This is a genomic window from Nonomuraea rhodomycinica (assembly GCF_013363995.1).
In the GTDB taxonomy this organism is placed as follows: domain Bacteria; phylum Actinomycetota; class Actinomycetes; order Streptosporangiales; family Streptosporangiaceae; genus Nonomuraea; species Nonomuraea rhodomycinica.
The window spans coordinates 49,597-75,205 of record NZ_JABWGO010000006.1; the positions used below are offsets into that span (position 1 = coordinate 49,597).

At 72.5% G+C, this 25,609-nt stretch carries 24 protein-coding genes; 11 read left to right on the forward strand and 13 right to left on the reverse strand.

From position 1 onward, the window contains the following. Positions 1–114: 114 nt before the first annotated feature. Complete coding sequence (locus HT134_RS24220) at positions 115–450, reverse strand: hypothetical protein (protein ID WP_175602753.1); 336 nt, start codon at positions 448–450, stop codon at positions 115–117. A gap of 113 nt (positions 451–563) precedes the next feature. Between HT134_RS24220 and HT134_RS24225 the strand changes: the two genes are divergently transcribed. The 3 genes from HT134_RS24225 to HT134_RS24235 are packed head-to-tail and all read left to right on the forward strand — an operon-like array spanning position 564 to position 3,126. After that, positions 564–1,229, forward strand: a complete 666-nt coding sequence (locus tag HT134_RS24225) for a response regulator transcription factor (protein ID WP_175602754.1) — start codon at positions 564–566, stop codon at positions 1,227–1,229. 17 nt (positions 1,230–1,246) lie between these two features. Beyond that, on the forward strand, positions 1,247–2,371 hold the full coding sequence (locus tag HT134_RS24230; RefSeq protein ID WP_175602715.1) for a sensor histidine kinase: 1,125 nt from the start codon (positions 1,247–1,249) through the stop codon (positions 2,369–2,371). A 56-nt stretch (positions 2,372–2,427) separates the two neighbouring features. Then, on the forward strand, positions 2,428–3,126 hold the full coding sequence (locus HT134_RS24235) for an alpha/beta fold hydrolase (protein WP_175602755.1): 699 nt from the start codon (positions 2,428–2,430) through the stop codon (positions 3,124–3,126). Between the two features lie 483 nt (positions 3,127–3,609). Here the strand turns inward: HT134_RS24235 and HT134_RS24240 are convergent, their stop codons facing one another. After that, positions 3,610–4,503, reverse strand: coding sequence for a PASTA domain-containing protein (locus tag HT134_RS24240; RefSeq protein WP_175602756.1), 894 nt, complete (start codon positions 4,501–4,503; stop codon positions 3,610–3,612). Continuing rightward, on the reverse strand, positions 4,500–5,078 hold the full coding sequence (locus tag HT134_RS24245) for an RNA polymerase sigma factor (RefSeq protein ID WP_312888382.1): 579 nt from the start codon (positions 5,076–5,078) through the stop codon (positions 4,500–4,502). The genes HT134_RS24240 and HT134_RS24245 overlap by 4 nt, the downstream gene beginning before the upstream one ends. Positions 5,079–5,253: 175 nt before the next feature. Between HT134_RS24245 and HT134_RS24250 the strand changes: the two genes are divergently transcribed. Further along, positions 5,254–8,517, forward strand: a complete 3,264-nt coding sequence (locus tag HT134_RS24250; protein ID WP_175602757.1) for a S8 family serine peptidase — start codon at positions 5,254–5,256, stop codon at positions 8,515–8,517. Between the two features lie 113 nt (positions 8,518–8,630). On the opposite strand, the gene HT134_RS24255 is transcribed toward HT134_RS24250, so the two are convergent. From HT134_RS24255 to tdh, 3 genes are read right to left on the reverse strand one after another with little or no spacing between them, the layout of a single operon-like run. Continuing rightward, positions 8,631–9,611, reverse strand: a complete 981-nt coding sequence (locus HT134_RS24255; RefSeq protein ID WP_175602758.1) for a LysR family transcriptional regulator — start codon at positions 9,609–9,611, stop codon at positions 8,631–8,633. Positions 9,612–9,669: 58 nt separating this feature from the next. Beyond that, positions 9,670–10,839: a glycine C-acetyltransferase gene (locus HT134_RS24260; RefSeq protein WP_175603083.1), complete on the reverse strand. Its 1,170-nt coding sequence runs from the start codon at positions 10,837–10,839 to the stop codon at positions 9,670–9,672. Further along, the gene (tdh, locus tag HT134_RS24265; RefSeq protein ID WP_175602759.1) at positions 10,839–11,942 is read right to left on the reverse strand and encodes an L-threonine 3-dehydrogenase; all 1,104 of its coding nucleotides are present in this window, start codon (positions 11,940–11,942) and stop codon (positions 10,839–10,841) included. The genes HT134_RS24260 and tdh overlap by 1 nt, the downstream gene beginning before the upstream one ends. A gap of 199 nt (positions 11,943–12,141) precedes the next feature. Between tdh and HT134_RS24270 the strand changes: the two genes are divergently transcribed. The 7 genes from HT134_RS24270 (at position 12,142) to HT134_RS24300 (ending at position 18,860) form a co-directional block, all read left to right on the forward strand. After that, on the forward strand, positions 12,142–13,275 hold the full coding sequence (locus tag HT134_RS24270; protein ID WP_175602760.1) for an ROK family transcriptional regulator: 1,134 nt from the start codon (positions 12,142–12,144) through the stop codon (positions 13,273–13,275). 146 nt (positions 13,276–13,421) lie between these two features. Continuing rightward, positions 13,422–14,681 carry an ABC transporter substrate-binding protein gene (locus HT134_RS24275; RefSeq protein ID WP_175602761.1) on the forward strand — a complete coding sequence of 420 codons (1,260 nt, stop codon included), beginning with the start codon at positions 13,422–13,424 and terminating at the stop codon, positions 14,679–14,681. Then, on the forward strand, positions 14,678–15,616 hold the full coding sequence (locus HT134_RS24280; RefSeq protein ID WP_312888386.1) for a carbohydrate ABC transporter permease: 939 nt from the start codon (positions 14,678–14,680) through the stop codon (positions 15,614–15,616). Before HT134_RS24275 ends, HT134_RS24280 begins: the two co-directional genes overlap by 4 nt. Further along, complete coding sequence (locus tag HT134_RS24285) at positions 15,609–16,424, forward strand: carbohydrate ABC transporter permease (RefSeq protein WP_175602762.1); 816 nt, start codon at positions 15,609–15,611, stop codon at positions 16,422–16,424. The genes HT134_RS24280 and HT134_RS24285 overlap by 8 nt, the downstream gene beginning before the upstream one ends. 28 nt (positions 16,425–16,452) lie before the next feature. Continuing rightward, a complete protein-coding gene (locus HT134_RS24290; protein WP_175602763.1) occupies positions 16,453–17,631 on the forward strand; it encodes a Gfo/Idh/MocA family protein in 1,179 nt (392 codons plus the stop codon). A gap of 42 nt (positions 17,632–17,673) precedes the next feature. Further along, complete coding sequence (locus HT134_RS24295) at positions 17,674–18,261, forward strand: RNA polymerase sigma factor (RefSeq protein WP_175602764.1); 588 nt, start codon at positions 17,674–17,676, stop codon at positions 18,259–18,261. Further along, positions 18,258–18,860 carry a hypothetical protein gene (locus tag HT134_RS24300; RefSeq protein WP_175602765.1) on the forward strand — a complete coding sequence of 201 codons (603 nt, stop codon included), beginning with the start codon at positions 18,258–18,260 and terminating at the stop codon, positions 18,858–18,860. Before HT134_RS24295 ends, HT134_RS24300 begins: the two co-directional genes overlap by 4 nt. A 49-nt stretch (positions 18,861–18,909) precedes the next feature. Here the strand turns inward: HT134_RS24300 and HT134_RS24305 are convergent, their stop codons facing one another. From HT134_RS24305 to HT134_RS24335, 7 genes are all read right to left on the reverse strand, one after another. After that, positions 18,910–19,467: a hypothetical protein gene (locus tag HT134_RS24305; protein ID WP_175602766.1), complete on the reverse strand. Its 558-nt coding sequence runs from the start codon at positions 19,465–19,467 to the stop codon at positions 18,910–18,912. 139 nt (positions 19,468–19,606) lie between these two features. After that, positions 19,607–20,701 carry an SPFH domain-containing protein gene (locus HT134_RS24310; RefSeq protein ID WP_175602767.1) on the reverse strand — a complete coding sequence of 365 codons (1,095 nt, stop codon included), beginning with the start codon at positions 20,699–20,701 and terminating at the stop codon, positions 19,607–19,609. Positions 20,702–20,703: 2 nt separating this feature from the next. Next, a complete protein-coding gene (locus HT134_RS24315) occupies positions 20,704–21,135 on the reverse strand; it encodes an NfeD family protein (RefSeq protein ID WP_175602768.1) in 432 nt (143 codons plus the stop codon). 73 nt (positions 21,136–21,208) lie between these two features. After that, positions 21,209–22,390, reverse strand: a complete 1,182-nt coding sequence (locus tag HT134_RS24320) for a L,D-transpeptidase (protein WP_175602769.1) — start codon at positions 22,388–22,390, stop codon at positions 21,209–21,211. Positions 22,391–22,460: 70 nt separating this feature from the next. Beyond that, positions 22,461–23,564 (reverse strand): fumarylacetoacetase, encoded by a 1,104-nt coding sequence (fahA, locus tag HT134_RS24325; RefSeq protein ID WP_376768109.1) that lies wholly within the window; start codon positions 23,562–23,564, stop codon positions 22,461–22,463. Between the two features lie 58 nt (positions 23,565–23,622). After that, positions 23,623–24,399 carry a hypothetical protein gene (locus HT134_RS24330; RefSeq protein ID WP_217708302.1) on the reverse strand — a complete coding sequence of 259 codons (777 nt, stop codon included), beginning with the start codon at positions 24,397–24,399 and terminating at the stop codon, positions 23,623–23,625. Further along, positions 24,396–25,565, reverse strand: a complete 1,170-nt coding sequence (locus HT134_RS24335) for a homogentisate 1,2-dioxygenase (protein WP_175602772.1) — start codon at positions 25,563–25,565, stop codon at positions 24,396–24,398. The genes HT134_RS24330 and HT134_RS24335 overlap by 4 nt, the downstream gene beginning before the upstream one ends. Positions 25,566–25,609: the final 44 nt, after the last annotated feature.

The window sequence follows — 25,609 nt, forward strand, 5'->3', positions numbered from 1 at the left end:
AGCCGCCTCCACGCGGTGGTGAAGGTCTCCGGCAGCAGGCCGGCGATGTCGTCCGGCGAGTCGGCGCGCCACGGTGCGTCAAGGCGGCGGCTGTGACGTCCCCGGCGAGAAGGCTCAGGGGCGCACGGGGGCGGCCGGAGCCGCGGGCGCGGCCGGAGCGCCGGGCGGCCGTACGCCGTGGGGCAGCAGCGGCTCGCAGGCCCGCACCGCCGCACCGTACGTCGCCGACCGGACGTCGACGTCCTCGCCCTTGACCTCCAGACTGACCAGCCCGTCCGACGAGAACGCGGTGTCGGGGAAGTCCGGCAGCCCGTGGGCGCGCATGCACGCGGTGAACGCCTTGCCGCCCCCGCCCGAGGGGCCCGGCGGCGCCGCCGAGGCCGCCACCGCCGCCACGACGGACACGGCGGCGGCGATGATCCCGACCCGGAGCGTGGTGTTGTTGATCATGGTGGTCCTCCTGTCCCGACCGATGGGACCCAGTGAAGACAGGACCCGGTTACCGGGCCGGAACGCCGGCGGTTACCCCGCTGTAACCGGTGGCGCGGCATGCTGGCTGCACCATGAGGGTGCTGATCGTCGAAGACCACGAGGAACTGGCCCGGACGGTCGCCGCCGGGCTGCGCCGGGAGGGCATGGCGGTGGACGTGGCGCTCGACGGCGGGGCGGCGCTGGAGCGCACCGCCGTGAACCACTACGACGTCGTCGTCCTCGACCGCGACCTGCCGGGCGTCCACGGCGACGAGGTGTGCGCGTCGCTGGCCCGCGCGGGCCACCCGGCGCGGGTGCTCATGCTCACCGCGGCCGGCACCATCGACGACCGGGTCACCGGGCTGGCCCTCGGCGCCGACGACTACCTGCCGAAGCCGTTCGCGTTCGCCGAGCTGGTCGCCCGGATCAGGGCGCTGGCCAGGCGCTCGCAGCCCGCGCTGCCGCCGGTGCTCGTCCACGGGGACCTGCGCCTCGACCCGGCCGCCCGGACCGCCACCCGCGACGGGCGGCGGCTGTCGTTGAGCCCCAAGGAGTTCGCGGTGCTGGAGCTGCTGCTGTCGGCGCGGGGCGCGGTCGTGTCGGCCGAGCAACTCCTGGAACGGGCATGGGACGAGTTCGCCGACCCGTTCACGCAGACCGTGAAGGTCACGGTCAGCCGGCTGCGGCGCAAGCTCGGCGACCCGCCGCTGATCGAGACGGTCCAGCAGGCCGGCTACCGCATCCCGGCCGGCGCGTGAGGCCGCCGCGGTGGTCCGTGCGGCTGCGGCTGACGCTGCTCTACGCCGGGCTGTTCCTGCTGGCCGGGACGGCGCTGATCACCCTCCTCTACGTGCTGGTCGAGTACTCGCCGTTCGGGCGCCCGCCCGCCGCCCCCGCGCCGCCGGGCGGGGCGGGCCCGGTGCCGCCCGAGGTGGTGGCCGACGCGCCGCGCGACGCCGAGCTGCGCCGGCTCCTGGTCAACTCGCTCGTGGCGCTGCCGGTCATGGCGTTCGCGTCCACAGCGCTCGGCTGGTACGTGGCGGGGCGGGTGCTGCGCCCGCTGGCCCGCATGACGGCCACCGTCCGGCACATCACGGCCGACCGGCTCGACCGGCGGCTGGCCGCGACCGGGCCGGACGACGAGCTCAAGGAGCTGGCCGACACGTTCGACGCGCTGCTGGACCGGCTGGAGTCGGCGTTCACGGCGCAGCGGGCGTTCGTCGCGAACGCCTCCCACGAGCTGCGCACGCCGCTGACGTTGCAGCGGGCCATGGCCGAGGTCGCGCTCGCCGACCCGGACGCCGACGCCGCGGCGCTGCGGGCCGTACTGGACCGGCTGCTCGCCGCCGGGAGACACCAGGAACGGCTGATCGAGGCGCTGCTCACGCTCGCCCGCAGCCGCCAGGGCCCGCAGCGGCGCGGGCCGTTCGACCTGGCGGAGGTCACCCGGCAGACCCTCGACGAGCGGGACGTCGTCCCCGGCGCGCGCGCCGGGACGGAGCCGCGCTCCCCGCTCGCGGCCGGCCCGCGGGTGGAGGCGGACCTTCGGCCCGCGCCGGCGGCCGGCGATCGAGCCCTGGTCGAGCGGCTGGTGGCGAACCTCCTGGGCAACGCCGCCCGGCACAACGTCCCGGGCGGCTGGATCAGGGTGAGCACCGGCGTGGAGGCCGGCCGGGCCGTGCTCCGGGTCTCCAACAGCGGCCCCGTGATCCCGCCGGGCCGGGTGGACACGCTCCTGCAACCGTTCCAGCGCCTGGAGACCGGCCGCCGGGCCATGGGCGACGGCCTGGGCCTCGGCCTGTCGATCGTCGCCGCCATCGCCGAGGCCCACCACGGCACGCTGGAGCTGAGCGCCCTGCCGGGCGGCGGCCTGGAGGCCACCGTGACACTGCCGCGGTGACGGTGGCACCGCCCGCGCGCCGGTAACTGTCGGAGCGGTCCGATACCGTGCCGCCTATGGCGGAATTCGTACTGGTGGCAGGGGCTTGGCTCGGAGCATGGGCCTGGGACGACGTGGTGCCCGAGCTGCGCGCGGCGGGCCACGGCGCGCACCCGTTGACGCTGTCCGGGCTCGCCGAGAAGCGGGGCGCGCCGGCCGGGCAGCAGACCCACGTCCAGGACATCGTCGACGAGGTCGAGCGGCTCGACCTGCGCGAGGTCGTCCTGGTCGGCCACAGCTACTCGGGCATCCCGGTCGGCCAGGCCGCCGAGCGCATCGGCGACCGGCTGGCGCACGTCGTCTTCGTCGACTCCAACGTGCCGGCCCACGGCGAGTCGTTCGTGTCCCCCTCGCCGGAGGGGCGCGCGACGGTGGAGGCTTCCATCGCCGCCAACGACGGCTTCTGGGCGCCGCTGACCGCGGCCGACTACGCGGGCCAGGGTTTGACCGACGAGCAGATCGACCGGATCGTGACCGGCTCGACGCCCCATCCGGGCGCCACGCTCACCGAGCCGGCCGTGCTGGCCAAGCCTCTCGGCGAACTGCCGGCCACGTACGTCAAGTGCCTGCTCGACGGCGACGAACCGAGCCCTGATGTGGCGCGGCTGCTGGGCGGTGACCGGTGGCGGCTGGTCGAGATGGAAACGGGGCACTGGCCGATGTTCTCGCAGCCGCGCGAGCTGGCCCGCGTCCTGCTCGACGCAGCCGCTAGCTGAGCGATACGCGGCGCCGGCCCGTGGGGACGGCCTGTGTCGTCGGCCCGTGGGGACGGCCCGTGGCGACGGACCGGGTGACGGCCCGCAGCGACCGCCCGTGGCGACGGTCTGTGGCGACGGCCCGTGGCGATGGGCAGCAGCGACGGCCTGCGGTGACCGCCCGCAGTGACCGGCCCGCGGTGACGGCCCGTGGGGACGCGCCGTGGGCCGGTGTCGCGGGCCGGTGTCGCGTGGAGAGGGCGGCTGCCCCGCGCCCCGTGCGGGCAGCGGCCCTCTCACGCCCGCAAGTGGGCCGGCGACCTCGCGCGCCGGGAAGGCCGACCGATGACCGGCGCTTCCAGGCGGTCGTCCGGGGACCCGGCACCCCTAGAGCCGGCACGCCCAGGGGGCCGTCCGGGGACCCGGCACGGCTAGACCCGGCACGCCCAGGGGGTCGTCCGGGGACCCGGCACGGCTAGGCGGTCGTCCGGGGACCCGGTGCGCCTAGGAGGTCGGGCAGTTCTCGCCGCGGCGGCCCCCCGGCTCCTGCGGCTGGGATCCCTCGTAGACGCTCAGGGACGCCTTGCCCGGCTCCGTCATGTTGCCGCCCTCCACCAGCCACGACTCCGGGACCGACTCCTTCGTCCCCCCGGTCTCGGGGTCCATGTCGGTGAAGCTCTGGACGGTCACCCCGCGCTCCTGAAGCATGCCGCGCACCTCGGCCACGGTCCGGCCGATGTAGGGCAGGCAGTGCAGCGGCTCGCCCAGCGCGTCGATCGAGGTGCCGTTCTCGAACGGCTCGCCGGGCTTGGCCTCGCGGCCGATCGTGATCTCGGCCGGCCCCTGGAAGTTCTCCGGGATCTTCACCCCGATCGGGCAGCCGCCCATCTTGTCGCAGCCCCCCGGCTGGTCGATGGTCTTGATCTCGTCGAGATACCGGCCCTCGGTGGGCGAGGTGGGGAAAACGGACCCGACCAACGCGGGGGTCGAGGGGACGACCTTGAGGGTCACGTCCAGGCCGGCGTCGCGGAGCTGCGCCTCGTACGTGGCGGAGTCGGCGTACAGGTCCTTGACCTCGATGACGTAGTAGCCGTCCTCCTTCTTGATGTCGAGCGCCGCGGCCGTCCCCGGGCCGAGGCCGTGCCCGGCGGGCAGCAGCCAGCTCAGCCCGAGGAAGGCGGCGGCCAGCAGGGCCACGCCCGGCACCGCGGCGCGCAGGACCCGCGACCGGCGCCCGCGCCGCCCGGCCGGTGCGGCGGCCCTGGTCGACGCGTTGGCCATGGCGGGAGCGGGCTCGGCCGCCATGATGTCGCGCATGAGCGCGCGGGCCCCCTCGGTCATGCCGGGTCCGGCGCCGGGGGACAGGTGGGCGACGACGCGATCCACGTCGGTGTTCACGATTTTCCCTCCGCGAGTGCGACGGCGCGCAGGCCGTAGGTGGCGAGGTCGAGGTCGGCGGCGGCCAGCTCCTTGGCCAGCCGTTTGCGGGCACGGTGCAGGCGCAGGCGCGCGGCTCCGCGCGAGCACCCCAGCACCTTGGCGATCTCGGCGCTGCTCAGCCCCTCCCAGCCGACGAGGGTGAGCAGCTCCCGGTCGTCGGGCGACAGGCGCCGGAACGCCTGGTACGTGGCGTCGCCGTCCCGGTCCGCCGTGGGCCGGGACCAGGTGGCCAGCTCCTCGCGCAGCCGCGCGGCCAGCGCCGAGCGGCGCTCCTCGGCGCGGAAGTGGTTGGCGAGGACGCGCCGGGCGACGGCGTACAGCCACAGCCGGGCCTCGTCCCCCTGCGGGACGTCGTCCAGCCGGCGCCAGGCGGTCGTGAACGTCTCGGCGATCACGTCGGCGATGTCGTCCGTGGACTCGGTGCGTCGCGTGACGTAGGCGGCGATCGCGGGATAGTGCGCCAGGTAGAGCCGCTCGAAGCGGTGCTCCGGCGCAGGAGGCCCGATGTCGCCTTCTTTCCGTTGTTTGGACACATCTCAGCAGATGTCCGGCTTGGCGGCTCTGTTTCACGGGAAGCGGCGCGTCTCCGCTTTCCTGGCGGCCCCGGTAACACCCTTCCTCATCCGGACATCTGCTCATGCGTCGCCGCCGTACGCACCCGAGGGTCGTCGGCGGTGATCGGTCATGCAGCCGATGGAGAGGAAGCGCATGAGGTTAGGCAAGGGCCTGGTGGCCGCCATCCTGGCCGGATCGGCCGGCGTCACGGCCGCCCAGGCGCCCGCCGCCGCGACGCCCGCGACCACCGCGACGCCCGCGACCACCGCGACGCCCGCGACCCCCGCGACCCCAGCGACCCCCGGAGCGTCCGCAGCCGCGACGCTCGCGAGCCCCGATCGGCCGGGGAACGCGCCGACCGGCACGGTGACGCTGATCACCGGTGACAAGGTCGTCGTCACCGCCGCCGGGCACCGGGTGGAGCCGGGGCCGGGCAGACAGGTGCACTACGCCAGCCAGCACCGCGACGGCCACCTGTACGTCTACCCGTCCGACGCCCATCCGCTGGTGGCCCGGGGCCTCCTGGACGAGCGGCTGTTCGACGTCACGCAGCTCCTGACGTGGGGATACGGCGACGCGCGGCGGGACGACATCCCGCTGATCACGCAGTCGGCCCAGGGGGACGTGCCCGCGCTCCGGAGCGCCCGTCAGGACCGGCGGCTGTCCGCTCTCGGCATGACGGCCGTGCAGGTGTCCAAGAAGAGCGCGGCCGAGACGTGGAAGGGCCTGGCGGGCGACGGCGCCCGAACCCTGACCGCCGGGCGGACGAAGCTCTGGCTGGACGGCCGTCGCTCCTTCACCCTCGACCAGAGCGTCAAGCAGATCGGCGCCCCCGAGGCGTGGAAGCAGGGCTTCACCGGCGAGGGCGTCACGGTCGCCGTGCTCGACACCGGTTACGACCCCACGCATCCCGACCTGAAGGGCGTCGTCACGCAGGCACGCGACTTCACCGGCCGCGACGACACCCGCGACACGGACGGGCACGGCACCCACGTCGCGTCGATCGTCGCGGGCGCGGGCGAGAAGCAGCGCGGCGTGGCACCCGGCGCGAAGCTCGCGATCGGCAAGGTCGGCGACCACGTGATCGAGGAGTCCGACCTTCTGGCCGGCATGGAGTGGGCCGCCGCCGAGGTCAAGGCCAAGATCATCAACCTGAGCCTCGGCGCCCCGGACACCATCGACATGGACCCGATCGAGCAGGCGGTCAACACGCTGTCGGAGCGTACCGGCGCGCTCTTCGTCGTGGCGGCGGGCAACGAGGCCACGTCCGGCACGGTCCTCAGCCCGGGCAGCGCCGACGCCGCCCTCACGGTCGGCGCGGTCGGCCGGGACGAGAAGGTGGCCGCCTTCTCCAGCAGAGGGCCCCGGCTCACCGACCACGCCGTCAAGCCGGACGTGACCGCCCCAGGTGCGGCGATCAAGGCCGCGAACGCCGGGGGCGGGGCCGACGAGCCGTACGTCGCCATGAGCGGCACCTCGATGGCCGCGCCCCACGTCGCGGGAGCCGCCGCGATCCTCGCCCAACGCCATCCCGACTGGAGCGGACAGCGTCTCAAGGCGGCGCTCATCGGCAGCGCCGCCCCCAACGGGAGCGCCGGACTCTACGAGGAGGGCGCCGGACGCGTGGACGTGGCCCGTGCGGTCTCCCAGCAGGTGGCCGCGACGACGGGCAACGTCTGGGCCTCCTTCCCCTGGAACGGCACCGGCGAGCGGGTGGCGACCAGGACGCTCACGTACGCCAACTCCGGCGACACCCCGGTCACCCTGGACCTCGCCGCGGACGGCGAGGCGCTGGAGCTGGGGGCCAAGCGGCTGGAGGTGCCCGCCAAGGGCGAGGCGTCGGTCGAGCTGACGATCCGCGCCCAGGGCAAGGCGCCAGGGGACTACCCCGGCGTCGTCACCGCCAGGTCGGGCGAAACCGTCCTGCGCATTCTCGCGGGCGCGTTCGTGGAGCCGGAGAGCTACACGCTGACCGTCAAGGCCATCGAGCGGGACGGTGAGCTCCCCCGCAACGCCATGGGCGTGCTCTACCAGCTCAAGACCGACACGTACCGGCAGCTCTCGTTCGACGACCAGGGCGTCGCGAAGGCGCGGGTGCCCGAGGGCGAGTGGAACCTCTACGTCAACGTCTTCGCCTCGGACCACTCCACGACCGCGCACCAGCCCGTGACCATCGACGGCGCGGATCGCGAGGTGACGGTGGACGCGCGCCAGGGCAAGGAGATCACGTTCACGCTGGACGAGCCGACCGCCGTGCAGGACGGCAGCGAGGAGATCACCGTGGCCAACGGCTCGTGGAGCCAAGGCTGGTCCAGCTTCGGTGACGACGTCTACGCCGTGCCGATACGCCAGCCCGGCGTGCGGTACATGGCCGGCAGCACCTGGCACAAGAAGAACGCCAGGCCGAGCCCGTACCGCTACGACCTGGTCGAGTACCGCACCGGCGGGATCCCGGACGACCTGTCGTACACGGTGCGTACGCGTGACCTGGTGAAGGTGAGCGAGACGTACCGGGCGCCGGGCGGGCCGGGCTCGGCCTCCGTCCTGGTGGGGCCGCGGCTCCCTGGCTCGCCCTGGGCAGGAGGCGCCTGGCTGTCCCACAGCCCGGACATGGAGCTGCCGGCCACCATGACGCACTACCGCACCCCCGGTTTCGCCTGGGCGACGGGCATCGCGACGGGCACCCACTGGGTGTCCGGCGTGAGTCAGGTGCTTGATCGCCGGCCCGTCGCCGAAGTGTGGAACGCCGCCGTGACGGGGCCGGCCTTCGGCACGTCCGCGGGCGACCGCGACGGCGACTGGCTGCACTCCAACGTCGACGGCATCCTCGCCGACGGGCGAGCCGGGCTGATGGGCGGCGACTACGCCGTCACCGGCACGATCGCCCTGGCCCGCGGCGGGGAGAAACTGGCCGAGGCCGATCTGGCGACCTGCGAGCCCGCGTTCACGGAGAGCTGCCAGCTCGACGTCCGCCTGCCGGCCGAGGCGGCGACCTACACGCTGACCGCGTCGGCGCAGCGGCCGTCGGTGCTGTCCACGAAGGTCGAGGCGGCCTGGACGTTCCGGTCGGAGCGGACGGACAAGGCCCGGCCGCTGCCGCTGACCGCGGTCCGCTACCTCCCCGAGGGCCTGGACGACCACAACCGCGCCAAGCCGGGGTCCACGACCGTGATCCCGGTGAGCCTCCAGCGCAACCCCGGAGCCTCCCGGCCGCGCGTCACGTCGATCATGGTGGAGGCGTCCTTCGACGACGGGGCGAGCTGGCGGCCGGTCCGGCCGGTCCGCTCCGGCTCCGGCTGGACGGTCCGGGTCGCGAACCCGGCCGTGCCCGGCTTCGTCTCGCTGCGCGCCAAGGTCACGGACGCGGCGGGTGACCAGGTGACGCAGACCGTCACACGGGCGTACGCCGTCGGGTGACACCCTCCACAGGCCCGGCCGCGCGGGGACGGGGATCCTCTCGCGCGGCCGGGCCCCGGCCGCCCGGGCCGGGGACTCGGGTGGCCACGCGTCCGGCGATCGAGGAGGCGGGCTCAGGCCGGGGCGATGGCGCGCAGCGTGTCGAGCACCTGCCGGAGGAGCGGGTGGGCGGCGGCGCCGCGGCGGACGGCGGCGAAGACCCGCCGCTCGGGCCCGGGCGCCGGCCGTACCGTGACACCCGACAAGGTCATGTCGCGCAGCGCCAGCCGGGGCACGAGCGCGATCCCCGCGCCCGCCCCCACCAGCGCCACCACGGCCCGGAAGTCGTCGGAGCAGTGGGCGAACTCGGGGGTGAAGCCGGCCTGCTCGCAGGCGAAGGCGATCACGTCGCGGATCGGGTTGCCGGGGTGCGGGCCGATCCAGGTCTCGCCCTCCAGGTCGCCGAGCGCCACGGGCTCGTCGGACGGGCGCGCGGCCGAGGGATGCGCGACCGGGTCATGCGCGACCGGGTCATGCGCGACCGGGTCATGCGTGGTCGAGGGCTGTGCGGCCAGAGGATGGTCGTCGGGCAGGACGAGGTCGAACGGCTCGGCGTACAAAGGGACCCGGGACAGGCGGCGGTCCGCCGCGTCCGGCCAGCCGCGGTACTCCACGACGACGGCCAGGTCGGCCCGCTCGTCGAGCAGCATGGCGAGCCCCTGGTCGCCCTCCACGTCGCGGACGCGGACCTGCAGCGCCGGGGCCTTGAGCCGCAGCGCCGCCACCGCCGGCGCCAGGACGGCGCTGATCGCGGTGGCGAAGCAGGCCACGGTGACCTCGCCCGCCTCCCCGCTGGCGTAGGCGGCGACCTCGGCCTCGGCGCGTTCGAGCTGGGCGAGCACCTCGTCCGCGTGCCTGAGCATGATCGTGCCCACGGCGGTCAGCCGTACGCCGCGGCCGTCGCGGGTGAACAGCCGGTGCCCCACCTCGTGCTCCAGGGCGACGAGCTGCTGCGACACGGCCGAGGGGGTGAGGTGCAGGGTGGCCGCCGCGGCGGTGACCGTGCCGTGGTCGGCCACCGCGCGCAGCGTGCGCAGCCGGCGCGTGTCTATCACGCTGGTGAGGATACCTACGGCGGCCGGCCGGCCACGGGTCTGCTCCCGGTACGGCCGGTCAGCCGCGGGCCTGGACGAACGCCTCCACGGCGCGCTCCACGTCCTCGGCCGAGTGCGCGGCCGAGAGCTGGACCCGGATGCGGGCCTGCCCGTGCGGCACCACCGGGTACGAGAACCCGATGACGTACACGCCGAGCTCCAGGAGCCGCTCGGCCATGGCGCCGGCCTTCGCCGCGTCACCGATCATGACGGGGACGATCGGGTGGTCGCCGGGCAGGATGTCGAACCCGTTGCGCGTCATCTCGCTGCGGAAGCGGGCCGTGTTGGCGCGCAGCCGTTCGCGCGCCTCGCCGGTGGTCTCCAGCAGGTCGAGGATCCGCAGCGAGGCGGAGGCGATGACCGGGGCCAGGGAGTTGGAGAACAGGTACGGCCGGGACCGCTGGCGCAGCAGCTCGCAGATCTCCTTGCGGGCCGAGACGTAGCCGCCGCTGGCCCCGCCGAGCGCCTTGCCGAGGGTGCCGGTGATGATGTCGATCCGGTCGGTCACGCCGTGCAGCTCGGGCGTGCCGCGCCCGGTCGGGCCGACGAAGCCGACGGCGTGGGAGTCGTCCACCATGACCATGGCGTCGTAGCGCTCGGCCAGGTCGCAGATCTCCGCCAGCGGGGCGAGGTAGCCGTCCATGGAGAACACGCCGTCGGTGACGATCAGCCGCCGCCGGGCGTCGGCCGCCTCCTTGAGCCGGGACTCCAGCTCGGCCATGTCGCGGTTGGCGTAGCGCAGGCGGCGGGCCTTGGACAGGCGGATGCCGTCGATGATGCTCGCGTGGTTGAGCGCGTCGGAGATCACCGCGTCCTGCGCGTCGAGCAGCGTCTCGAACACGCCGCCGTTGGCGTCGAAGCACGAGCTGTACAGGACGGTGTCCTCCATGCCGAGGAAGGCGGACAGGCGTCCTTCGAGCTCCTTGTGCACCTCCTGGGTGCCGCAGATGAACCGGACCGAGGCCATGCCGAAGCCCCACCGGTCGAGCGCCTCCTTGGCCGCCGCGATCACCTCGGGGTGGTCGGCCAGGCCGAGGTAGTTGTTGGCGCAGAAGTTCAGCACCTCCTTGCCGGCGACGCGCACGTTGGAGCTCTGCGGGGTGCTGATGACGCGCTCGGGCTTGAGCAGCCCGGCCTCGGTGATCTCGTCGAGCGTCGTACGCAGCTGCTCGCGCACGTTCGTGAACATCAAGCACAACTCCTGTTCATGGTCGCGGCCGCTTCGGCCTCCGTTGGCTCGTTCCTTGCTCTCTCCGGCCGAGCTCCTCCGCTCCAGTCCAGGAGAACCTTGCCGGTGCGGCCGCTGGCGGCCGTGTCGAAGGCGGCGTCGAACTCGTCGTACGGGAACCGGTCGGTGATCACCGGAGTCAGGTCGAGGCCCTTCTCCAGCAGGACCGACATGTTGTACCAGGTCTCGAACATCTCGCGGCCGTAGATGCCCTTGATGGTGATCATCGAGGTGACGATCGTGGCCCAGTCGACCGCGAACTCCTCCGCGGGCAGGCCGAGCATGGCGATCTTGCCGCCGTGGGTCATGCTCGCGATCATGTCCCGCATGGCCCGCGGGTTGCCGGACATCTCCAGTCCCACGTCGAAGCCCTCGCGCATGTCGAGGCGGCGCATGCCGTCGGCGATGGAGTCGCGCGCGACGTTCAGCGCGAGGGAGACGCCGAGCTTGCCGGCCAGGTCGAGGCGCTCGTCGCTGACGTCGGTGATGACGACGTTGCGGGCGCCGACGTGGGTGGCCACGGCAGCGGCCATCAGCCCGATCGGGCCCGCGCCGGTGATCAGCACGTCCTCGCCGACGAGGGGGAACGACAGGGCCGTGTGGACGGCGTTGCCGAACGGGTCGAAGATGGCCGCCACGTCGGGGTCGACGGGGACGCGGTGCACCCAGGCGTTCTCGGCGGGGAGCGTGACGTACTCGGCGAAGGCGCCGTCGCGGTGGACGCCGAGGCCGACGGTGTTGCGGCACAGGTGGCGGCGGCCGGCCATGCAGTTGCGGCACCGGCCGCACACGATGTGGCCCTCGCCGCTGACCAGGTCGCCGACGGCGACGTTCTCCACCCCGGGGCCGGTCCCGACGACCTCGCCGCTGAACTCGTGCCCGACGATGAGAGGAAGCTTCAGGGTGTTACGCGCCCAGTCATCAAATTTCCGGATATGGAGGTCGGTGCCGCAGATGCCGGTACGCAGCACCTTGATCAGCACCTCGCCGGGCCCCGGCGTCGGCTCCGGTACGTCGACCAGCCGGAGGCCGGCCTCGGGCTTGTCCTTGACCAGCGCTTTCATCGCACATTCCCCCTCATCCCGAACCTAACGCACTGTGCCGCCCCGGCTCCGGACATGTCCATCGAGGGATTCTTAAGTGCCCCCACAGCTTCGCTTCACGCCGCCGCTCGGCGTGTTCCGGCGGGCCGCTGTCGCCCCGTGATTACGTAACCAAGTTTGTTAAGTAAGATGTCGATCTGACGGTTTCCCTGGAGGTCCGGTGCGAGAGCAGAGCGGCGACGCCTCCCTGCTGCGTAAGCTCAACTCCGCCGCGGTGCTGCGCATCCTGCGCCAGGCCGGGGTCGCCACGCTGAGCGAGCTGGCCCGGGCCGCCCGCGTCTCCAGGCCGACGGCCGAGGTGATCGTCGAGGACCTGATCGCCGAGGGCTGGGCCGAGGAGTGCGGCGAGGAGCAGGGCGACCGCCAGCGCGGCCGGCCGGCCCGGCGCTTCCGCTTCCGCGCGTCGGCGGGCCACGTCGCGGGCGTCGGCATCGGGGCCTCGCACGTCCGCGCCATGGTGGCCGACCTCAACGGGGAGGTCGTCGCCTCCCACAAGGCGCCCACGCACGAGACGATGACCGCGGCCGAGCGGCTCGACGTCGTCGCCGGTCTGGTCTCCGCCGTCGCCGGCCGGGCCGGGCTGTCCCCGGCCGACCTGGCGGCCGTCGGCGTGGGCACCACCGGCATGGTGGACAACGCGGGCCGCGTGGTCAAGAGCACCGTCCTGCCCGGATGGACCGGCCTCGACCTGCGGGCCGAGCTGGGGCGGCGGCTCGCGCCGCCCGTGCTGGTCGAGAACGACATGCGCCTCGCGGTGCTCGCCGAGCACTGGCGGGGCGCGGCGCACGGCCATGACGACGTGCTCTATCTCTTCACCGGCCACCGGCTGGGCCTGGCCTTGCTGATCGGCGGCCGGCCGCACCGGGGCGCCAACGCCGCCGCGGGCGAGATCGGCCGGCAGGCCCGCGACCACTGGTCGGCCTTCAAGCACGTCTTCGACTACGCGATGGAGTCCGAGCCGGGCGAGCTGCGCTCGCACCAGCAGGCGGCCGACTTCGCCATCGAGCGGGCGCGCGGCGGCGACGAGCGGGCGCTGGCCGCGGTCACCGCGTTCGCCCGGCACCTGGGCGAGGGCCTGCTCACCCTGGTCAACCCGCTGGACCCCGAGATGGTGGTGGTCGGCGGGCGGCTGGCCAGGGCCGGTGACCTGCTGGTCGAGCCGATCCAGCGCTACTTCGACGAGGTGTGCTACCACCCGCCGAAGGTCGTCGCCTCCGGCCTGGGCAGCGACTGCGTCGCGCTGGGCGCCGTCAGGTGGGCGCTGGACCGCGCCGACGACCTGCTCTTTTCGTAGAGATCTTCGATAATTCTGTCACGAAGCTGTCACGCTGAGGTCGCTTGCGCGCATCTTCTGCTTGATCATGCGTGATTATCTATAGTTCTTTTCATAAATGAGCGCTATCTTCCAGTCACGCACAGACCCGGACGGATGGGGACGACATGACAGGGAAGATCAGGGCGCTGGTGGTCGCCGGCACGCTCGTTGCCGGACTCGCGGGATGCTCCTCGTCTGACGGGGACGGCTCCGGCGGCAAGGTCACGCTGACCTACGCCTACTGGGACCAGGAGAACCAGGGCCAGGCGATGACCAAGATCGTCCAAGAGTTCACGAAGAGCCACCCGAACATCGAGGTCAAGCTCCAGTTCACCCCGAACAAGGAGTACTGGACCAAGCTCCAGACCGCCGCCGCCGGCGGCACGGCCCCCGACGTGTTCTGGATGAACGGCCCGCGCATCGGCCTGTACGCCTCGCAGGGCGCGCTGATGCCGCTCTCCGACAAGATCGCCGCCGACAAGGTGGACCTCGGCAAGTACCCCAAGTCGCTGGTCGACCTCTACACCCTCGACGGCAAGCAGTACGGCATCCCCAAGGACTTCGACACCATCGGCCTCTGGTACAACAAGGCCCTGTTCGACGCCGCCAAGGTCAAGTACCCCGACGCCTCCTGGACCTGGGACGACGTCCGGGCGGCGGCCAAGAAGCTGACCGACCCCGCCAAGGGCGTCCACGGCATCGGCGCGATGCCCTGGTCGCAGGAGCTCTACTACAACACGATCTTCCAGGCCGGCGGCTACGTCATCTCCGACGACAAGAAGAAGTCGGGCTACGACGACCCCGCCACCATCGAGGGCCTCAAGTTCTGGAAGGACCTGCTCGACCAGAAGCTCTCGCCGACGGTCCAGCAGATGACCGACAACGACCCCATCGAGATGTTCAAGAGCGGCAAGCTCGCCATGTGGTACGACGGCTCCTACGACGCCTCCCAGTACTTCAAGACCGAGGGCCTCAAGGCCGGCGTCGCCCCGCTCCCCGCCGGGCCCAAGGGCAAGGCGACCGTCATCCACGGCCTGGCCAACGTCGTCTACGCCAAGACCAAGCACCCGAAGGAGGCGTGGGAGTTCGTCAAGTTCCTCGGCTCCGAGCAGGCCAACCGCATCCAGGCCGAGTCCGGCGCCGTCATCCCGGCCTACGAGGGGCTCCAGGAGTCCTGGGTCAAGTCGATGCCCGGCCTGGACCTCCAGGCGTTCATCGACCAGCTTCCGGACGCCCGGCCGTACCCGGTCTCGAAGAACACCGCCGCCTGGGCGCGCCTGGAGACCGACGCGATCACCAAGGCGTTCACCGACGGCCAGGACGTCGAGGCGACGGCCAAGCAGCTCGCCACGGCCATGAACGCGGCCCTGTCGCAGGAGAAGTGAGCACCGCCGGAAGGGCGGTCGCCGTCAAGGCGTCCGCCCGCCCCGCCACCCGTCGCCGGCTGCGCAACCGCGACTGGGTCTGGGGCTACGCGATGATCGCGCCGCTCGTGCTCGGCCTCGGCGTCTTCTACCTGTGGCCGGTCGTGCAGTCGGTCTACTACAGCTTCACCGAGTGGACGCTGTTCGGCGACGCGACCTGGGTGGGCCTGCGCAACTACGAGCAGCTCCTGACCGACCCGGCCAACGCCAGGGCGCTGCGCAACACGTTCGTGTACGGCGGGCTGAGCCTGCTCGGCATCCCGCTGTCGATCGCGGTGGCGGCCCTGCTCGGCACCCGCGGGCTGCGGCTCGTGTCGCTCTACCGCACCCTGTACTTCCTGCCCGTGGTGACCATGCCGGCGGCCGTCGCGATGATCTGGACCTGGCTCTACAACGGCGACTACGGCCTGGTCAACTACCTGCTCTCGCTCGTCGGCATCCACGGCACGTCGTGGATCGCCGAGCCGTCCACCGCCCTGTACGCGCTCGTCGCCGTGGGCATCTGGACGCAGATCGGCTACAACGCGGTCATCTTCATGGCCGGCCTCCAGTCGATCCCGTCCCACCTGTACGAGGCCGCCTCGATCGACGGGGCGGGGCGCGCGCGGCAGTTCTTCCGCATCACGCTGCCGCTGCTGTCGCCGAGCATCTTCTTCGTCTCGGTGCTCAGCGTGATCAACGGCCTGCAGATGTTCGACCTCGTCTACCTCATGCTGCGCCGCGGCAACCCGGCCCGCGAGGACACCCAGACCGTCGTGTCGCTGTTCTTCTCCCGCGCCTTCGAGGAGGGCGCCAAGGGCTACGCGGCGGCCATGGCCGTGGTCCTCATGCTGATCACGCTCGTGCTGACCGTCATCCAGTTCCGCGTGCAGAAGAGGTGGGTCCACTATGCGTAGCGGCGGCCGGCTCTGGCCGGTCCACCTCGTGCTCGCCGTCGGCGCGGCGGCCATGGTCATGCCGTTCTTCTGGCAGGTGCTCACCTCGCTGAAGACGTTCACCGAGGCGACCAGGACGCCGCCGGTCTGGATCCCCTCGTTCGAGTGGGCCAACTTCGCCAAGGTCCTCGACGAGACGCCGTTCCTGCAGCAGCTCGGCAACACCGTGGTGATGACGACCGGGCGCACCCTGGCCCAGCTCCTGTTCTGCTCGCTGGCGGCCTACGCCTTCGCCCGGCTGCGCTTCCCCGGCCGCGACGTCATCTTCGTCGCCCTGCTGTCGGTGCTCATGGTGCCGGGCCAGCTCTTCCTCATCCCGCAGTACCAGATCATCCAGGGCCTCGGCTGGCTCAACACCCTGCCCGGGCTGATCGCGCCCGGCATGTTCAGCGCGTTCGGCACGTTCATGATGCGGCAGTTCTTCATGACGCTGCCCGCCGAGGTGGAGGAGGCCGCCCGGCTGGACGGCGCCCACCCGCTGCGCATCTTCTGGAGCGTGATGCTGCCGCTGGCCCGCCCCGGGCTGCTCGCGCTCGGCGTGCTGACCGTGCTGTGGTCGTGGAACGACCTCATGTGGCCGCTCATCGTCAACACCGACCCCGAGAGCATGCCGCTCTCGGCGGGCCTGTCGGCCCTGCAGGGCGAGCACATGACCGACTACCCGGTGCTCATGGCGGGCTCGTTGATGGCCAGCGCGCCGATCATCGTACTGTTCATCATCATGCAGAAGCAGCTCATCCAGGGCATCGCGTTCACCGGCTCCAAGTAGCGTGCCGGACCCCCGAGAAAGGACCCACGTGGAAGACCTGCGGATCGGCGTCATCGGCCTCGGCCTGCGCGCCAGCCTCGCCCGCGCGGCGCACCGGCCCGGCGCGGGCGCGGCGGTCACCGCGCTCTGCGACACCGACCCGGCCGTGCTCAAGCACCAGGCCGGGGTGTTCGACGCCGCGTACGTGACCGAGGACCACCGTCGCCTGCTCGAGCGCGACGACCTCGACGCCGTGATCCTGATGACGCCCGACGACACCCACGAGCGCATCGCGATCGACTGCCTGGAGGCGGGCAAGGCCGTCTACGTGGAGAAGCCGCTGGCGATCACCGTGGAGGGCTGCGACGCGATCCTGCGCGCCGCCCGCCGCACCGGCACGCGGCTGTACGTGGGGCACAACATGCGGCACATGGGCGTCGTACGGCTGATGCGCGAGGCCATCCGGCGCGGCGACATCGGCGAGCCGAAGACGGTGTGGGTGCGGCACTTCGTCTCGTACGGCGGCGACTACTACTTCAAGGACTGGCACGCCGACCGCACCCGCACCACCGGCCTGCTGCTGCAGAAGGCCGCCCACGACCTGGACGTCATCCACTGGCTCGCGGGCGGCTACACCAGCCGGGTCAGCGCGTTCGGCGACCTCATGGTCTACGGCGGCCTGCCGCGCCGCGAGCCCGGCACCCCGCGCCCCGAGGGGTGGCTGCGCGAGTACGACTGGCCGCCGACGGCCCGCCGCGACCTGCACCACGTCGTGGACGTGGAGGACGTGTCCGTGATGAACATGCGCCTCGACAACGGCGTCATCGCCGCCTACCAGCAGTGCCACTTCACCCCCGACTACGTGCGCAACTACACGGTCATCGGCACCGAGGGCCGGCTGGAGAACTTCGGCGACGGCCCCGGCGACACGGTCAAGGTGTGGAACACCGGCCCCACCGGCTACCGCGGCGACGCCGACGTCACCTACCGGGTGCCCGACGCCCAGGGCGGCCACGGCGGCGCCGACACCGAGATCATCACCGAGTTCCTGCGGTTCGTCCGGGAGGGCGGGGCGACGGACACCTCGCCGGTCGCGGCCCGGATGAGCGTGGCGGCGGGCTACCAGGCCACGATGTCGCTGCGCGACGGCGGCACGCCGTACGACGTGCCGGCGCTGGACCCGGAACTGGCCGCCTACTTCGAGGCCGGTCAGACGCGGGAGAGCTGAGCGGGAACTCTCCTCCCGCCGCGGACAGTCCTGTGTGTGGACATGTCGCTACGTGCCGGAGTACGCACCGGAGATCCGGCGGCCTTCGAGCAGCTCTTCGACGAGTGCTCGAAGGCCGTCTACAACCACGCCTACCGCCTGACCGGCGACTGGTCGGCGGCCGAGGACGTGATGGCGCTGACGTTCCTGGAGGCGTGGCGGTTACGCGCCCGGGTGGACCCCGAGGGCGGCTCACTGCGGCCGTGGCTGCTCGGGATCGCCACGAACGTGGCCCGCAACACCCGCCGGGCCTCGCGCCGCCATGACGACGCGCTGGCCCGGCTGCCCAGGGGCGAGCCGGTGCCCGACTTCGCCGAGGAGGTGGTGGGCCGGATCGACGACGCCGAGCGGCTGGCCGCCGTGCGGGAGGCGTTCGGGGGGCTGCGCCGCCACGAGCGCGACGTCTTCGCGCTGTGCGTGTGGGCGGGGCTCGACTACGCGGAGGCGGCCGAGGCGCTGGGCGTCCCGGTGGGCACCGTGCGGTCGCGGTTGTCGAGGGCGCGGCGGAAGCTGGAGAGATTCGTGGAACCGCCGCCCGCGCCCCGACAGGTAGTAGGTGACCGAGGCCCCGCGAAGGAGGAGATCCGATGACCTGGCACGACGAACGCGATCTTCCCGAGGGCCGTCACCGGCTGCTCAAGGAGTTCGTGATGACCGAGATCGACCGCGAGGCCGGGCAGAGCGTTCCGCGCCGCCGCCTGCCGCGTCCCGCCGTCCTGGCGCCCGTGCTGGGGCTCGCCGCCGCGGCGGCCGTGGCCGTCCCGCTGTTCGTGGGCGGCGGCAGCCCGGCGTACGCCGTCACCGACAACCCGGACGGCACCGTCCGCGTGCAGATCAACGAGCTCCGGGACGCGGACAAGCTGGAGGCCGACCTGCGGGCCAAGGGCATCAACATGGTGGTGGACTACATCCCTCAGGGCAAGAAGTGCAGCCCGCAGCCGCGCGCCGCGCGATTCCTGCCGGATGAGCAGGCCCCCCTGATCGCCATGCTGACCCACGACGACGGCGAGGCGACCTTCGTCATAGACCCACGCGTGATCAAGGACGGCCAGACGGGCGTGCTGGAGTTCACCGTCTTCAAGGCCCCGGACGGGCCGGCGGCGGTGACGCCCGTGTGGGCCCGGGTGGCCGAGGGAACCGTCGCCGACTGCACCCTGGTGGACACCACGGAGCCGCCGCTGGCGCACTAGGGCGCGGCCGGTTCAGGGCCCGCGAGCCCTGGCGGGGTGACGGCAGGGTTCACGAGATGCGGGACGCCTTCTCGGACGTCATGGCGAACTTCGTGCCGTTCCACTTGTAGGTCTGGCGGACGACCAGGTCGGGGCAGCAGTTGGGGGCCCGGTCGCTGACCACCTTGCCGCGCAGGCGCACCAGCCCGTTCTGGATGGTGACCTTCTGGGACTTGAAGTAGCGGTTCCTGCCGAGCTCGCCGATCAGGCGGGGGGCCGAGCGCTTGGAGGCGCCGTCGTAGACGAAGGCGATCAGCGGATTGCTCGACGTCGGGCTCGGGCAGGACGACACGACCACGGTCTCGCGCCGTCCGTCACGCGTGAGGTCGCCCACAGCGGCGACGCGGGCGTGCACGACATACCAGGTGTCGTTCGGCCCCGGCTTGGGGCAGTCCAGCGCCCGCGCCACCACGGCCGTCCAGTCGACCCCGTCAGCCGTCATACTGTCCGCGGTGGCGGTGCCCGGGGCGAGGATCGCCGCCAGCGAGGTCGCGATGGCGATGATCCCCGCGCCGGCTCGAAGCCGGCGGGCCGTCGGGCTGCTCAAGTGTTCCGTGCGTGAGTTCACGATCCTTTGGACGCATGGAACGCCGGAGATGTTTGCCCGGGACGTCACCGACGCCGGAGACCGCCGGCGTGCCGGGCCCGGGCGGCGCACCGGGAGTGCCGGGTGCGCCGCCTGCCGGGAGCGGCCTGACCGGGGCCGGTCAGTGCTCCTGGCGGTTGTGCTCGGCGGCCGGGGCGCGGTCGGCGTCGAGGCCCGGGAACGGGGCCGGCTCCGGGGCGGCCTGCGTGAGCTGCCGCGGCCCGTTGGGGCTCTCGGCCTCCTGCGCGTCCGCCACCGCCTCGGCCGCCGCCTCCGCGGCCTTGGCCACCTCCTCGTCCATCTCCGCGCTCGGCGGCAGCTCGTCGCGGGTGGCCGCCGACTTGGGCAGCGCCTCGGTGAACGCCTTGGAGACGCCCTGCAGCGCCGAGGTCACCTCGCTCGGGATGACCCAGAACGTGTTGCCCGAGCCCTGGGCGAGCTGCGGCAGCACCTGGAGGTACTGGTAGGCCAGCAGCTTCGGGTCGGGGTCGTTGCGGTGGACGGCCTGGAAGACCTGGTCGATGGCCCGCGACTGGCCCTCGGCCTCCAGGATGGCGGCCGTCCGCTGGCCCTCGGCGCGCAGGATGCGGCTCTGCTTGTCGCCCTCGGCCGTCAGGATCTGCGACTGCCGCTGGCCCTCGGCGTTGAGGATGGCGGCCCGCTTGTCGCGCTCGGCCCGCATCTGCTTCTCCATCGCGTCCTTGATGGTCTTGGGCGGGTCGATCGCCTTGATCTCGACGCGGTTGACGCGGATGCCCCACTTGCCGGTGGCCTCGTCGAGGACGCCGCGCAGCTGGCTGTTGATCGTGTCGCGGGAGGTCAGCGTCTTCTCCAGGTCCATGGAGCCGACCACGTTGCGCAGCGTGGTGACCGTGAGCTGCTCGACCGCCTGGATGTAGTTGGCGATCTCGTAGGCGGCCGCCCTGGGGTCGGTGACCTGGAAGTAGAGCACGGTGTCGATCTCGACGACCAGGTTGTCCTCCGTGATGACCGGCTGCGGGCGGAACGACACCACCTGTTCACGCAGGTCGATCATGGGGTAGACGCGGTCGACGTACGGGATGACGAAGTTCAGGCCCGGCTTGAGCGTGCGGTGGTAGCGGCCGAGCCGCTCGACGTTGCGCGCCCGGGCCTGCGGGATGATGCGCACGGCCTTGAGCACGGTGAAAACCGCGAAGAGTATGACGAGAAGTCCGGCCAGCAACAGCGGATCCATGCTCACTCCCTGGGATATACGAGGGCGGTGGCCCCTTCGATCTCAATGATGTCGACGGACGCCCCTTCCGGGATCACCAGAGTCTCGTCGTAGGCGCGTGCCGACCATTCCTCCCCGCCGACGCGGATCCTGCCGTCACGCCCGGTCACCGGAGTGATCGCGTAGGCGGGCTTGCCCACGAGCGCCTCGACGCCGAAGCGCTGCAACTGCGGCTGGCGGATGTGGCGCACGGCCATCGGGCGGACGACGAACAGCCCCGCGGTCGAGGACAGGGCGAAGACGAGCAACTGCAGAGGCACCGGCAGCCCGACCGCGGCTCCGGCAGCCGTCAGCAACGCCGCCACGCCCAGCAAGCCGAGCGCCGCGGTGAGGGTGAAGATCTCGGCGACGCCGAGGACCACCGCGAGGATCACCCAGACGATCCATTCGTCCATGCTCCGGCCCTCCTGTAAGGACAACGGGCCAGGGGCCGCCACCGGTTCCCCTTTGTCCTACGGTATCGCCGTTTCAGCGTTGCGACAGGGGCGTCGGAGCTGGGCTGTTGAGCGCGCTGCCGAGCAGCCATTCCTCCCAGGACAACTGCCAGAATCCCCAGCCGTTGTCCCACTCCAGCTCGCGGTCGGTGCCGGTGATCGTCACCGGGTCGCCGCGCCGGGAGGAGGCGAAGAACCAGGCCGCCTGGTCGGGGCGGGCGTTGATGCAGCCGTGGCTGACGTTGGCGCGGCCCTGCGCCCACACGTTGTCCAGGGCGTGGACGTACTCGCCGCTGTCGGAGATGCGGACGGCGTGGTCGATGAGCTTGTCGTAGTAGCCGGGCTCGCCCTTCTCGCGGCCGGGGGAGACCATGCGCACGGGGTCGCCCTTGTCCATGGTGAGGTGGACGCCGCTGGTCGTGGTGTACTCGCGGGTGGTGCCCATGCCGGCGCTGATCGGCATGCGCCGCACGACCGCGCCGTCGCGGCTGACCGTCATCTGGTGGGTACGCGCGTCCACCACGCTGGACTGGTCGCGGCCCACGGTGAACGCGAAGGTGCGGTCGGCCGTGCCGTACACGCCGGGCGCGGCCCGGACCCCGGACAGGTGGGCGGTGACCGTGACCCGTTGCCGGGGCGCCCAGTAGGAGCGGGTGCGGTAGACCACCCGCGTGTCGCTCACCCACCTCCAGGCCCCCTCGACCGGCACCTCGGAGGTCACCTGGAGGGAGCGCTCGACGGCGGCCCGGTCGCGGACCGCGGTGTCGAAGTCGAGGATGACCGGCATGCCGACGCCCACGGTCTCGCCGGGCAGCGGCACGGCCGAGGCGACGCCGAACGCCTGCTCGGGCACGCGGGTGCGGAAGCGGCCCCGCGCGACGGCCGGCGGGCCGCCCGGCCCGGTCGCCCTGGCCGTCACGGTGTACTCGGCACCGGGCTTGAGCGCCCAGTCGGAGCGCCAGACGGTGCCGGACGCGTCGAGCCGCCCCGGCACCGGCACCCCGGCGGCGTGCGCGCGCACCTCGCCCAGCCGGCCGCCGCGCGCCCGGACGACGAGGCCGCGGTCGGTGCGGGCGCGCTTGGTGTCGAACGCCGGCTTCACGCGTACGGCCGGCGCCGCGGGCGGCGGGGTGTCGGAGGTCCCCGAGCCGCACCCCGCGGCGAGCGGGGCGGTGAGGCAGAGGATGACCAGCGAGATGACCGCGGCGCGCCGCATCTGACTCCTGCTTTCCGGGAAGGGACGTCCCAGGTTAGCGGGGAGTCATGGCGGGAGCACGCCGAGTGACTTAACGGATGGTTCCCGACACCTCGCCCAAAGTGATGCTCCCGGCCGTGGCGCGCAGGGTCACGGTGTCGCCGTCCTCCAGGAATGTCCGGGTCTGGCCGTCGGCCAGTTTGATCGGATCATTCCCGTTCCAGGTGAGCTCGATGAGGGAGCCGCGCTCCTCGCGCCGCGGCCCGGAGATGGTGCCGCTGGCGAACAGGTCGCCGACGCGCAGGGACGCGCCGTTGGAGGTCATGTGGGCGAGCATCTGGTCCGGCGTCCAGTACATCGACGCGTACGGCGGGCGGGAGACGACCTCCCCGTTGATCGCCACCTCGACGACGAGGTCGAACCCCCAGTCGGCCCGCCGCCGCAGGTGCTCCAGCGGCTCCGGGTCCTGCGGCGGCCCGGGGATCCGGGGCAGCGCGTCCAGCGGGGTGATCCACGGCGAGATCGACGTGGCGAACGACTTGCCGAGGAACGGCCCGAGCGGCACGTACTCCCACGCCTGGATGTCGCGCGCGCTCCAGTCGTTGAGCAGCGTCACGCCGAAGACGTGGTCCTCGAACGCGCCGGCCGGCGAGCCCATCTCGGACGGCGTGCCGACCACGAACCCCAGCTCCGCCTCGATGTCGAGCTTGGCGCACGGCCCGAACACGCCGGCCTTGAGCTGCCCGCGCGGCCGGGTGATCGGGGTGCCCGAGACGACGACGGTGCCGGAGCGGCCGTGGTAGCCGACCGGCAGGTGCCGCCAGTTGGGCAGCAGCGGCTCGGCGTCGGGCCGGAAGATCCGGCCGATGTTGGAGGCGTGGTCGAGCGAGCAGTAGAAGTCGACGTAGTCGGCCACCTCGAACGGCATGTGCAGCCGCACCTGCTCCAGCGGGATCAGGTGGGCCTCGGTGACGGCCATGTCGTTGGTCAGCTTCTCCCGCAGCAGCGCCCGGGTGGCCTGCCAGGCGGCCCGCCCCCGAGCCATGAACGGGTTGAGCGAGGGCGCCGCGAACACCTCGTCGTGCAGCGCGGCGGCCAGGTCGAGCACCCGGTCGCCGTAGCGCACCCCCACCCGCGGCGCCTGGCCCGGCCGGGAGAACACCCCGTAGGGCAGGTGGTCCACTCCCCAGCTCACACGTCCTCCTTCGTCGATCGGCATCGCGCGCCGCTCACCCTGCCCACCCATCGGCGGGTCACTCCGGGATCAGGCCGAGCTCGCGCAGGTCGGCCAGCGGCGCGGCGGTGTTGCACGAGCCGTAGCTCACCAGCAGCTCGCGGGCGCGCTTGGCGGTCTCCGGCGGCACCGCCCGGGCCAGCGCGACCAGCCGGGCGGCGTCGGTGGTGCGCAGCACCTGCGCGGGGTCGCGCCGCTCGACGGCCTCGCAGACGGCCAGCACCAGGTTGAGGAAGCCGTACCGGTCGGTGCCGAGCGCGGGGTCGAAGTGGCGGACGGCGTGGTGCAGCCCGGCCGTGGCCTTGAACGGGATCTCCTGCTCGGCGCACGAGCGGATGAACGCGGCGAGGTGCTCGACCGGCGGGAACGCCTCGGCGCTCGCGCCGCCGCAGCGCACCTTGAGCCCGACCCCCTCCGGCACGTCGCCGGTGACGCGGTGCGGCGGCACCTCCACGAACAGCCGCACGCCGTGGGGCAGCCGCCCGCCCAGCCGCTGGGCGAACGCGGCCACGGACGTCTCGGGCGGCGGGAGCGCCTCGACGATGTCCACCGGGAGGTCCTCGAACGGCGGCGGTTCGGGCGTGTGCAGGATCAGCCCGATGCGCCGGGGCATGAAGTCCTCGCGGCGCAGCGCGTCGATCCGGCTGGCCGGGCACAGGAAGCGGTGGGTCAGCACCGGCCCGCCGTGCTCCTGGTCGCGGCGGTGGCGGGCCAGCGCCTCGGACATGTGCAGGGACGTCGGCGGGAACAGCCCCGCGTCGTCCACCAGGGCGGTGAACAGGACGGCGGTGCTCATCGCGCCCACGTCCAGGCGTAGTCGGTGTCCTCGCAGGCCAGCGCGCCCGGCCCGAGGTCGAGCGGGCGGAACGTGTCGACCATGACGGCCATCTCGCTGGTGGTCGTGACACCGCGGGAGACCGCGTCGATGACGGCCTCGACCGCGCCGGGCTGCGGCCCGTGGGTGAAGCCGGCCGGGTGCAGCGACACCGAGCCGACGTCGATGCCGGAGCCCCTGCGCGCGGAGTAGTCGCCGCCGACGTAGAACATGAACTCGTCGGAGTCGACGTTGTGGTGGTTGTACGGGATCGGCACCGACTCGGGGTGGAAGTCCAGCGGGCGCGGGCAGAACGAGCAGACCACGAACCCCGGCCCCTCGAACGTCTGGTGGACCGGCGGCGGCGCGTGCGTCTTCTTCACGACCGGCTCGAAGTCCTCGATGTTGAAGGCGTACGGGTAGAGGCAGCCGTCCCAGCCCACCACGTCGAACGGGTGGTTGCGGTAGAACAGCCGGGTCAGCCCGCCCCGGGTGCGCACCAGCACCGGCACCTCCTCGCCCTCGGCGAGCAGCGGCTCGGCCGGGGCGCGCAGGTCGCGCTCGCAGTACGGGGCGTGCTCCAGGAACTGTCCGTACTGCGACAGGTAGCGCCTGGGCGGCCTGATGTGCCCGGCGGCCTCGATGGCCAGCACGTTGACCTGCCCGTCGGGCACCCAGCGGTGGATCGTGCCGGTGGGCACGACCACGTAGTCGCCCTCGCGGGCGTCGATGGCGCCGTACGTGGACTCGAAGCGGACCCGGCCGCGCTGGACGTACACGCACTCGTCGCCCATCGAGTTGCGGTACAGCTCGCTCGGCTGGTCGGTGGTGGCGTACGACAACCGGACGTCGCCGTTGCCGGCCAGCAGGATCCGGCCGGTGACCAGGTCGCCGGCGCCGGCGAGCTCCTGGGTGCGGAAGTGCCGCGGGGAGAGCGGCAGGTTGGGCTCCAGGCGGGCGCCGGCCGGCTGGGTGACCGCCTCGGCCTTGACGATGGCCGTCGGCAGGTGGCGGTGGTAGAGCAGCGAGGAGTCGGAGGAGAAGCCCTCCTCGCCCATCAGCTCCTCGGCGTACAGGCCGCCGTCGGGCCTTCTGAACTGCACGTGGCGCTTGCGGGGGATCTCGCCCACGACGCGGTAGTACGGCATCCGCCCTCCCCGAGCTGGTGTCCGCTTATCGGACGTTAGTGTCC